This is a genomic window from Acinetobacter sp. YH12218 (assembly GCF_013417925.1).
Classification (GTDB): domain Bacteria; phylum Pseudomonadota; class Gammaproteobacteria; order Pseudomonadales; family Moraxellaceae; genus Acinetobacter; species Acinetobacter amyesii.
Map to the genome: position 1 here is coordinate 1 of NZ_VPDB01000088.1, position 9,988 is coordinate 9,988.

Consider the following 9,988-nt stretch of genomic DNA (forward strand, 5'->3'; position numbering starts at 1 on the left):
TTCAAATGGCTATTCTACGTTTGATTGGTTTTGGAAAAAAAGAAGAATTTAAGAAAGTGCTAGCAATTTTAAGAAAGAAAAAGCCTGATAGGACAAGGATCCTATGAAATTTGTCGTGTACAGAGAATAAATAATAACAAACCCGCCGTGCAGTTAGCATACAGTAAGTAAAGGAATGGTTGACTGTGATCATAAAAATAGCATATCAAGCCGGAGGGAAACTAGACGGCTAAGTATAGTAACATCAATAGTTTAGGACTTACGCATTGACGGATTAAAAAAAGTATTAAAATACTTTATAAAGTATCTGTGATCAGACGAATTAAACATGCTTCTACAGCAACTTGTACTCTACCCATTTATATGGGCTTTCTCATGACAGAACCGAACTCTATTAGCTGCACACAACTTGCCGAGACTTATAACATCTCGCATGATAGTGTAAATCGCTTTCTAGAGCGTGAAGACTACACACCTCACGACCTATATCAAGAAGCAATTCAACATATTGATAATAATAAACTTATAGTCAGTATTGATGATACTGTTTTAGATAAACCGTATAGTCAGCATATGGACTTAGTTAGCTATTTTTGGTCAGGCAAACACCACCGATCTGTCAAGGGTATTAATCTCATTACCTTGTATGCGACAGATCAAAATGGTCAAAATATTCCAATTAATTTCCGATTTTATGACAAATCTCAAAGTAAAACCAAGAATGATTACTTTATGGAGATGTTAAGTGAAGTACTCAGTTGGGGTGCAAAGATTCAATTTATTACAGGTGATAGTTGGTATTCATCGACTGGAAATCTAAAAACCATAAGAAAATATGGTATTCGATTTATGTTTGGTATCGACTGTAACCGTAAGGTTTCCCCAGAAAAAGGACAATGGTTTCAACTGCGTTTATTGCCAGATTTCCATCAGGGTCAAGTGGTCTGGCTCAAAGATTTTGGCTTTGTACAATTATTTAAGACTCAGTTAAAAGAACAGCAGAGGTTTTATATTGTGTATCAAGATGAAGATGATTTATTGTCCTTTGAGGGTTTTCATGAATTACATTCAAGTCATTGGAAAATAGAGTAATATCACCGGGTGATTAAACAAGTTTGTCATATTGAAAAGTTTCAAGTGAGACGATCTAAACTGATTTTGAATCATATTTTTTCAGCCTTAATGGCCTACGTCGAGATACAAAAGAACCAGTTTGAGCGGATCTTTGAAAATGTATATCGTTGGCAGAAGAAATTATTTAGACCAATCATCAAAGACTTCATTGATGACTTTATTCTCGATAAAAATCATCTGCTACCACAGAGAATCTATAAATAATACTGCGTAAGTCCTATTTTATATAAAATCATGAAATATATAGAAATATAGGTTTATTTTTTGTTTGTTTTTTTAATCAAAATTATGAAAAAACTATAACAGTAAGAGAAAATAATTTAATAAAAATGGTGTGCTTTTTTAATTTGGTGTGTTGTAACTAAATTTTCATATATATTTAACTAGACATTAATTATTCAATTCAAAAACTTTTCTTTAATCTGGCTTGGAGAATGGAATTGCTTGTTACCCGTTATAAGCCTTGGATCATGATCATACTACTGGTTTTGCTCGTCAGTTTTGCTATATATCGCTGGTGGCAAGGACCATTGTTACCTAGTTATGAAGTCGTATCTAGTCCATTGATTCAGACAGTTGTTGCTTCAGGACGGGTAGAGAAAGTATCTCGGACTCAGATTGGTAGTGAAATTACAGGGGTTGTTCTTGAGCGCTTGGTTCAAGAGGGAGATCGGGTCTCTCGAGGGGATGTTCTTTTAGTACTGAAATCTGATGAAATTTCAGCGCAGGTGCGGCAGGCAGAAGCTGAATTAAAGGAACTCGCAACCACTAGACGTCCGCAAGCAGAATTCGATTTAGCGAATGCCAAAGTGCAATTAGAACAGGCTCAAAGAGAGGCGGTACGCAGACGAAATACCGAATTAGGAATATTATCAGCAGAGGAAAGGGAGAAATCGATAGAGGCAGAAAAACTCGCCCGTAATAATTTGGAATCAGCTCGATTAAAAGTTGCTTCACTTGCCCCAGATAAAGTTGAAGAGACAAAATTACGTGAACAACTCGCTGCATTACAAGCGCAACTCGCCAAGACCAAAATTCGCGCAGAAGTTTCAGGTATTATTTTAACCCGTAATGTTGAGCCAGGGGATTTGGTGCAACCGAGTCAGACTCTGTTCACTATTGCACTGGATGGTGCGACTGAAATACGAGTGCCATTTGATGAGCGAAATTTACCACTGCTGGCTTTACAACAAAAAGCATCAGTGATTACGGATGCCTATCCAGATCAACCTTTTCCTGCCCATATTAATTTTATTGCCCCAAGTATTGATGCTCAACGTGGCACAGTAGACGTTCGATTAACAGTTGATCCAGTCCCTGATTTTTTGCGTCAAGACATGACGGTATCGGTAAATGTTGAAACCAACCAGCGCGAGCGAACCATGGTCATTCCAAATGATGCTTTAAGCAGTATAAGTGGCAACAAGGCTATGGTTATTTTAGTAAGAGATAGAAAAATTCAACGTCATCCTATCACACTGGGTTTACGTGGTTTGGTCATGTCGGAAGTTGTAGCTGGATTGAAAGAAGGTGATCACGTCCTTACCGATGCAGAATCAGTGCTTAAAGATGGAACTCGTGTCCGAATAGAGCAAACTAAACGTGTCTTGCAGAATCAAACGCATCCGACAAATAGCAAAAATGAATTACCGGTGAAATTCGATTGAAAAACTTTTTTGGGCGACTTTGGGCAGAGTGGACCATCGCAATCAGTTTTTTGCGAGAGGGTCGCACACAGTCGATGATGATTACCATTGGCGTCGCGGTGGGGGTAGCGGTCATTGTGTTCATTAGCGCCTTAATTCAGGGCTTACAATCGAATATTGTAGAAAGGACTTTAGGGACGCAGGCGCATATTCGTTTGCTTTCACCAGATGAGGTGAATCACATTGTGCCACCAGCAGCAGGAACACTTCAGTTGTTACAAGAAGATCAGCGTGCGCAACGCTTACGCTCTATTAATAATTGGCAGCAGATTACTGAGACTTTAGATCAGTTGCCAGTGTTGACGGCGGTTTCTCCTGTGGTCTCTGGTCCTGCATTTGTACAGCGCGGAGATGCGATTCAATCAGTTGCTTTAGTTGGTATCAATCTTGAACGTTATCAACAGATTATTCCGTTAAAGCAATATATGGTGAGTGGTGAATTACGGGTCAGTGCAGATAATGTATTAATTGGGCGTCAATTGGCCAAAGATTTGGGTGTGCAAGTCGGGAGCAAATTAAGGTTAGATACTGGGCAACAGAAAAATGCGGTGGTGAATATCTCTGGAATATTTGAACTGGGCGTGCGTGAATTGGATGCGCGCTATGTTTATCTGGATTTGAAACAGGCGCAATCTTTACTTAATTTGCCGGGTGGGGTGACCGTGATTGATCTGACGATTCAGGATATTTTTAAGGCGGATCAAATTGCCTCGCAAGTCGGACGCCTGACAGGATTAAAAGCAGAAAGCTGGATTGAAACCAATGCTCAATTAATGAATGCGATTACCGCTCAGAGCCTTTCGACCAACATGATTATTGTTTTTGTGGGGATTTCAGTCGCTTTTGGTATTGCCAGTGTGATGTCGGTGAGTGTGGTGCAACGGACTCGGGAAATCGGTATTTTACGTGCGACTGGGGCGACACAAGCGCAAATTTTAAGAGTTTTCTTATTTCAGGGAGCAATTTTTGGTCTGCTTGGTTCCATGCTTGGTAGTGTAGTCAGCTATGGTTTGATCTGGGGATTTAATCAGTTTGGTCCTGGTTTGTTTTATATTTCGATTTCAATCAAGCTTATCTTGTCGGCATTATTCTTAGCGACTTTGACAGGGGTTTTGGCTGCTGCAATACCATCCCGTCGGGCGGCTGCACTCGATCCTGTGGAGGCAATTCGTCATGTTTGATCCATCTCAGGAAGTACTGCGTTTAGAAGCATTACGAAAGTCCTACAATGTTGGGCAACCTAATGAAGTGGAGGTATTACATGGGATTGATCTGTGTATTCAACGTAATGACTTTGCTGCATTAATTGGTCCTTCTGGTTCAGGCAAAAGTACTTTACTGAATATTCTTGGCTTATTAGATCAGCCTAGTCGTGGTGAGTTGTACTTGTTGGGTCAGGCGACAAGCCGTATGGATGATACGGCTCGGACAGCGTTACGTGGCAATAGTATAGGTTTTGTGTTTCAGTTCCATCATCTTATACAGGCCTTTACTGCCTTAAATAATGTACTCATGCCATTAATGCTGAAGCAAGGCAAGCCAGATCAATTTGCGTTGCAATATGCCCATGAATTATTGGCCGCTGTAGGGTTAGATAAGTTCGCTGACCGTAAACCCAATGAGCTTTCTGGAGGGCAGCAGCAACGCGTAGCGATTGCACGTGCACTGATTACTCAGCCTGCACTATTGTTGGCCGATGAACCGACAGGTAATCTGGATACTCAAACTGCTGCGGAAATGTTTGAATTATTTCGTAAAGTACATCGCGAACATGACTGTGCAGTCTTATTGGTGACTCATGATCCTAGATTATCGGCGACCTGTGATCGAACCATTAATTTGGTGGATGGGAGAATTCAGAGTGATTCCAAACACGAGATGGAATGAGCCGGAATGTAGATCACTCTTCTGGTAAAAGCAGTTCAAAACATTGAGTAGACCTCAAAATTCTAGCACGATATAAGAACAAACTTGTAAATCGATAAATTATAACCCTGTGTAATTTGAATAAAATATTTTTCAGATTTAGTTCACTAAATCTAATCTAGAGAAAAAATGAGTACAAGATTTTTCCATATTAAGAGTATTAAAAAAACAAAGGTTTACTGCTTCTGATCATTTCTTTTTGGCTGTACTAAGCGGATTAATTCGCACAATACAGCTCGTACAGCTTTTGCATCAAACTTAAGACCTTGGGATCACTCAGACGATAGAAAATCTGTTTACCCTCACGTCGTGTGCTGACCATGTCAGCCTTACGTAGGACAGTCAGTTGTTGTGAAAGTGTAGGTTGATGAATGTCAGTGGATTCTTCAATTTCCTGAACATTCATTTCCCCATCCACCAGGACACATAAGATTTTCAGGCGATCAGGATTGGCCAAAACTTTCAGGCATTGGCTGACGAAATCGACTTGAGAAAAATCAATTTTGGCATTTTCAGCAATCATATCCATAAATGTCCTCACAACTTTTGATGTAGCCCGTGCAGTTTACATAATTTACCATAAAACTGCTTGATTAATATTTTTCATTATATAATATAAAAAAGTATATTATGTAGGGATTAATTCATCATGCATGACTTCCTCATCGCATTTATTGGCGGCTTAATGCTCGGGCTTTCCGTGGTTGGCTATCTTTACGTCAATGGCCGTATTGCAGGAATCAGTGGTTTGATTGGGCAAGTATTAAACTCAAAAACCATGTTTAAAACACCTGCAATCTGGTTTTTATCAGGCTTGATTCTCACACCGTTTATTTATGGTCTGTTTGTACAACCTGAAATCGAATTGAATGCCAGCCCACTGATGATGATTGTGGCAGGTCTACTGGTGGGTTTTGGGACACGTCTGGGTTCGGGTTGTACCAGTGGTCATGGAATTTGTGGCATCAGTCGCCTGTCTAAGCGTTCTATCATCGCGACCATGACTTTTATGTTTACAGGTTTTGTCACCGTTTATACTATCCGTCATATCACAGGAGCATTCTAAAATGAAAAATGTGTTTGCCTTTTTATTTGGTGCACTGTTCTCTGTGGGGCTGATGGTATCAGGCATGTCTAATCCGGAAAAAGTACTCGATTTCTTGGATCTGTTTGGTGACTGGGATGCTAGTCTGGCCTTTGTCATGATGGGCGCGATTGCGGTGGCCTTTATTCCTTTCCAGAAAGTATTACGTACGGCACAACCGAAAACAGTATTTAATGAACCTATTGATTTACCTAAAAATAATCAGATAGATAAGAAGCTGATCACGGGTGCGGTTTTATTTGGTGCAGGTTGGGGCATTGCCGGCATCTGTCCGGCACCAAGTTTTACCTTGATCGGTTTGAGCCACTATCAAGTGCTCTATTTTATTGTAGCAATGCTGGTGGGTGTATGGATTCACCGTAAATGGTCAGGAGCTTAACGATGTCAAACTTACCTATAGTAAAAGATTTTTTTCACGAAGATACCAATACCTTCAGTTATGTTGTACGTGATCCTGCGACCAAAGCCTGCGCCATTATTGATAGCGTTCTGGATTATGATCCGGCATCAGCAAGTACATCAACTATTCATGCCGATAAAATTATTGCCTATATTAAAGAGCAGGGTTTAACGGTTGAGTGGATTCTCGAAACCCATGTACATGCTGATCATCTGACTGCTGCACAATATCTCAAAGCTGAGTTAAGTGGCAAAATTGCCATGAGCCAGAAAATTGGCATTGTACAGGAAACCTTTGGTGCGATTTATCATCTGGATATTAAACAATGGAATGCCCAGCAGCTCTTTGATTATTTATTTGAAGATCATGAGTCGTTCCAAATCGGAACATTGAATGCCTATAACATTCCAACACCGGGACATACGCCTGCTTGCCTGAGTTATGTCATCGGTGATGCCGTGTTTGTGGGTGATACCTTATTCATGCCAGATTATGGAACAGCGCGCTGTGATTTCCCGAAGGGAAGCGCATCAATCCTTTTTGATTCAATACAAAGTTTGTATCAACTGCCTGAGAAAACACGTGTATTTCTCTGCCATGATTATTTGCCAGAAAAGCGCGATACCTATATGTGTGAAACGGATATTCAGACTCAAAAAAATCAGAATATCCATATTCACGACGGCACGACCAAAGATGATTTTGTTGAAATGCGTAATAAGCGCGATGCGGGTTTAAGTATGCCCAAACTGATTTTACCTTCGATACAGATCAATATGAAAGCAGGACAATTCCCTGAACCCGAAGAGAATGGTGTTTCTTATTTAAAACTTCCACTGAATTACTTCAAATAGGCAAATTTTAAGATTAAACAACAAGTTTTGTTTAATTGGTTTGGTAATAGAGGGGGGGCAGTAGCGATGTGGATGCTAATACTTGAAGGACTGGCCATCGGTGGTTTGCTTGGGTTAACCGGTGCTGGTGGTGGCATTCTGGCCGTACCCGCACTGATGGCAAGTCAAGGATGGACGGTCGCACAAGCTGCACCTGTTGGCTTGCTTGCAGTCACTTTATCTGCCTTGGTTGGAACATTTGAAGGCTTATTTAAGAAGATAGTACGCTATCGGGCTGCGCTTTGGATTGCACTGATTAGCATTCCTTCAGCACGTTATGGTGTGCATCTGGGAGGAATAATTTCTCCTGTATGGCTTACCTTAGCATTCAGTTTAGTCATGCTCGTGGTTGCTTACCGGATTTTTTTTAAAAAAGTGAATGACCATACAGGTGTGCTGTGTAAAGTTAACCAAACAACTGGTCGTCTGATTTGGAACATGAAAACTGCATTGTCTCTCGGTGCCATTGGTGTCGTGGCAGGTTTATTGACTGGTTTGCTTGGGGTAGGTGGGGGATTCGTGATTGTTCCAGCACTGAGTAAAGTAACTGATCTTGATATGCGCAGTATTGTTGCGACCTCGTTGATGATTATTTTCCTGATAGGTGGTGTCAGCATTTCAGCTCATATTTTAGATGGTTTTCAATACCCCGTTTCGGTCACGCTGACTTTCGTTTTAGCTTGCATGGCTGGGATGTTGATTGGTCGAAGTTTGATGCCTTTAGTTAAGAATAGTCAAATCCAAAAGGTTTTTGCCATAACTGTCATAAGCGTAGCATTTTATTTAATTTCTACAGTCATCATAACTTAATACAAGCAAGAGATTAGAGCCAAATTTAAAAACTGCATTTTAAAGACATGAATATTTAATCAGAGACCAGATTTCTAAAGATCGGAAGAGGTAAAGAGTAATGAAAACAGCAGAACAATTAATTTCAATGGCAAAAAACCGAATTCAAGAAGTGACGGTCGCAGACTTACTTGAAGCCATGAAAAACCATAAAACCATTCTGATTGATGTTCGGGAACCAGATGAATTTCAGGCTGCAGCGATAGACCGAGCCGTGAATTATCCTCGTGGTGTTTTAGAAATGAGAATTCACCAGCATCCTGTGGCGAGCCATCATTGCGATACCTTGCAAGCACTAGAACATCTTAAAGATCAGCCGATTTATTTGATTTGTGGGACGGGTGGCCGATCAGCTCTGGCTACAGATACTTTACAGAATATGGGATTTACTCAGGTGAAATCTGTTCAGGGTGGATTCCAAGCATGGCTAGAGCAGGGTTATCCAGTAGAGAAATAACTAGATTTCTATTTTAAGTCTAACTTAAGTTTATGGACATTCAAGTGAGAAAATCATGAAGTACAAAGAATTAACTCAAAATATTTCAGGCAGTTTAAAGACATTAGCGCAGGATTCTCCTGATTTAATGAAAAGTTTTAATCAATTGTCACAAGTTGCAATGCGAGATGGTGTTATTGATCCTAAAACAAAAGAACTGATTGCCTTAGCGATTGGTGTTGCAGCACGATGTGATGGATGTATCGGTTTTCATGTCAGAACCCTAGTCAAAATGGGAATGACATTGCAAGAATTAGAGGAAGTGCTTGGTGTTGCAGTTTATATGGGGGGCGGTCCTTCATTGATGTATGCCGCTAATGCATTGGAAGCATTTAAAGAATTCACAGCTTAATTTTTTCAATCATTGGGAAAAGATATGAATCAGCATTGGGATAATCTTTATTCGCAAACACAGGATCTGTATGGCATTTCGCCCAATCATTTTATTCAACAGATAGCAGATCAGATTCCAATTGTGGGAAAAACTCTTGCTATAGCAGAGGGTGAGGGGAGGAATATCCTTTATTTGGCTAATAAAGCGAAACAGCAAAATGATTCATTTTCAGCAGAAATATGGGATTACTCAAAAGTTGCTATGCAACACTTATCTACAAAAGCCCAGCAAGCTGGTTTTGAATTCACACTTAGAAATATTGATCTCAATGATGTCGAATGGCCAAGAGAGTGTTATCAAAATGTGATGTGTGTGTATGGGCATTTTGATGAAAATACTCAATTCAATGTTCTCACTGGGATACGTCAAGCATTGACAAACAATGGCTGGTTTATTGGAGAGATTTATTCTAAAGAGCAGATTGATTATCAAACCGGTGGTCCGAAAGATATTAACTATTTGTACGATCCAATGTCGTTTCTTTCAGTATTTAAAAATGATCATCTTTATCATTTTTATGTGGGAGAACAAGAACGTCATGAAGGCAAGTTACATAACGGAAAATGTCATGTAGTTCAATTTGCAATTCAAGTGCAGAAATAGGGTCTAAAACGTTTCAAGCACGAGTATGGCTCACATGCTCATTTTATAAAAAAGAGAGGTTTATGATGTCAACACGTTTTAATAATAAAGTGGCTTTAGTTACAGGTGCAGGTTCGGGTATTGGGCGAAGTACAGCGCTGCTTCTTGCTCAACAAGGGGCAAAAGTTGTTGTTTCAGATATTAATCTTGATGCGGCTGAGAAAGTTGCAGCTGAAATTATAGCTGCTAGCGGCTTTGTTGCACAAACCTATCTGTAAAGGCTTTTTCAGCGATATAATTTTCAAATGAAGAAGCCTACACACAAAATCTATCGCACAACCAATTGGCCCGCATATAACCGAGCACTCATGAGTCTCGGAAATATTGCCATTTGGTTTGATCCTGCTACGCAATGGTATGCTCCATCAAAAGGCAAACAAGGGCGAAATCAAACCTACTCCGACGCAGCTATCCAATGCTGCTTAATGATTAAATCCTTATTC

At 40.0% G+C, this 9,988-nt stretch carries 12 protein-coding genes and 2 pseudogenes; 13 read left to right on the top strand and 1 reads right to left on the bottom strand.

What is annotated here, in order from left to right; translation table 11 throughout:
* The first annotated feature begins 309 nt into the window (after positions 1-309).
* The 4 genes and pseudogenes from FTV03_RS15850 to FTV03_RS15865 all read left to right on the top strand — a co-directional run bounded on the left by FTV03_RS15850 (position 310) and on the right by FTV03_RS15865 (position 4,727).
* Positions 310-1,338 (top strand): annotated as a pseudogene (locus tag FTV03_RS15850) (transposase).
* A gap of 236 nt (positions 1,339-1,574) precedes the next feature.
* The gene (locus FTV03_RS15855; protein ID WP_180042137.1) at positions 1,575-2,801 is read left to right on the top strand and encodes an efflux RND transporter periplasmic adaptor subunit; all 1,227 of its coding nucleotides are present in this window, start codon (positions 1,575-1,577) and stop codon (positions 2,799-2,801) included.
* Complete coding sequence (locus FTV03_RS15860) at positions 2,798-4,021, top strand: ABC transporter permease (RefSeq protein WP_180042125.1); 1,224 nt, start codon at positions 2,798-2,800, stop codon at positions 4,019-4,021. Before FTV03_RS15855 ends, FTV03_RS15860 begins: the two co-directional genes overlap by 4 nt.
* Positions 4,014-4,727, top strand: coding sequence for an ABC transporter ATP-binding protein (locus FTV03_RS15865; RefSeq protein WP_180042127.1), 714 nt, complete (start codon positions 4,014-4,016; stop codon positions 4,725-4,727). The genes FTV03_RS15860 and FTV03_RS15865 overlap by 8 nt, the downstream gene beginning before the upstream one ends.
* A gap of 256 nt (positions 4,728-4,983) precedes the next feature.
* Here FTV03_RS15865 and FTV03_RS15870 read toward each other — a convergent pair whose 3' ends face one another.
* Positions 4,984-5,295: a metalloregulator ArsR/SmtB family transcription factor gene (locus FTV03_RS15870; protein ID WP_004984482.1), complete on the bottom strand. Its 312-nt coding sequence runs from the start codon at positions 5,293-5,295 to the stop codon at positions 4,984-4,986.
* A gap of 120 nt (positions 5,296-5,415) precedes the next feature.
* On the opposite strand from FTV03_RS15870, the gene FTV03_RS15875 reads away from it, so the two are divergent.
* The 9 genes and pseudogenes from FTV03_RS15875 to FTV03_RS15915 all read left to right on the top strand — a co-directional run.
* Entirely contained in the window at positions 5,416-5,832 is a 417-nt protein-coding gene (locus tag FTV03_RS15875) for a YeeE/YedE family protein (protein ID WP_180042129.1), read from the top strand.
* Between the two features lies 1 nt (position 5,833).
* The gene (locus FTV03_RS15880) at positions 5,834-6,250 is read left to right on the top strand and encodes a DUF6691 family protein (protein WP_180042131.1); all 417 of its coding nucleotides are present in this window, start codon (positions 5,834-5,836) and stop codon (positions 6,248-6,250) included.
* Positions 6,251-6,252: 2 nt separating this feature from the next.
* Entirely contained in the window at positions 6,253-7,125 is an 873-nt protein-coding gene (locus tag FTV03_RS15885) for an MBL fold metallo-hydrolase (RefSeq protein ID WP_106986399.1), read from the top strand.
* 66 nt (positions 7,126-7,191) lie between these two features.
* Entirely contained in the window at positions 7,192-7,974 is a 783-nt protein-coding gene (locus FTV03_RS15890; protein WP_017395158.1) for a sulfite exporter TauE/SafE family protein, read from the top strand.
* A 100-nt stretch (positions 7,975-8,074) separates the two neighbouring features.
* Positions 8,075-8,470, top strand: coding sequence for a rhodanese-like domain-containing protein (locus FTV03_RS15895; protein WP_004859470.1), 396 nt, complete (start codon positions 8,075-8,077; stop codon positions 8,468-8,470).
* A 55-nt stretch (positions 8,471-8,525) separates the two neighbouring features.
* Positions 8,526-8,861: a carboxymuconolactone decarboxylase family protein gene (locus FTV03_RS15900; RefSeq protein ID WP_004988488.1), complete on the top strand. Its 336-nt coding sequence runs from the start codon at positions 8,526-8,528 to the stop codon at positions 8,859-8,861.
* A gap of 24 nt (positions 8,862-8,885) precedes the next feature.
* Positions 8,886-9,506, top strand: a complete 621-nt coding sequence (locus FTV03_RS15905; protein ID WP_180042133.1) for a methyltransferase domain-containing protein — start codon at positions 8,886-8,888, stop codon at positions 9,504-9,506.
* A gap of 65 nt (positions 9,507-9,571) precedes the next feature.
* Positions 9,572-9,739 (top strand): annotated as a pseudogene (locus tag FTV03_RS15910) (SDR family NAD(P)-dependent oxidoreductase); the annotation flags it as partial.
* 51 nt (positions 9,740-9,790) lie between these two features.
* Positions 9,791-9,988 (top strand): transposase (locus tag FTV03_RS15915; protein WP_180042135.1); only part of this gene is annotated, 198 nt, incomplete at its 3' end.

Coding starts and splice junctions, on each gene's coding strand:
- FTV03_RS15865 (WP_180042127.1), top strand. CDS start 4,014: ATGTTTGATCCATCTCAGGAAGTACTGCGTTTAGAAGCATTACGAAAG.
- FTV03_RS15880 (WP_180042131.1), top strand. CDS start 5,834: ATGAAAAATGTGTTTGCCTTTTTATTTGGTGCACTGTTCTCTGTGGGG.
- FTV03_RS15885 (WP_106986399.1), top strand. CDS start 6,253: ATGTCAAACTTACCTATAGTAAAAGATTTTTTTCACGAAGATACCAAT.
- FTV03_RS15875 (WP_180042129.1), top strand. CDS start 5,416: ATGCATGACTTCCTCATCGCATTTATTGGCGGCTTAATGCTCGGGCTT.
- FTV03_RS15895 (WP_004859470.1), top strand. CDS start 8,075: ATGAAAACAGCAGAACAATTAATTTCAATGGCAAAAAACCGAATTCAA.
- FTV03_RS15870 (WP_004984482.1), bottom strand. CDS start 5,295: ATGGATATGATTGCTGAAAATGCCAAAATTGATTTTTCTCAAGTCGAT.
- FTV03_RS15905 (WP_180042133.1), top strand. CDS start 8,886: ATGAATCAGCATTGGGATAATCTTTATTCGCAAACACAGGATCTGTAT.
- FTV03_RS15890 (WP_017395158.1), top strand. CDS start 7,192: ATGTGGATGCTAATACTTGAAGGACTGGCCATCGGTGGTTTGCTTGGG.
- FTV03_RS15900 (WP_004988488.1), top strand. CDS start 8,526: ATGAAGTACAAAGAATTAACTCAAAATATTTCAGGCAGTTTAAAGACA.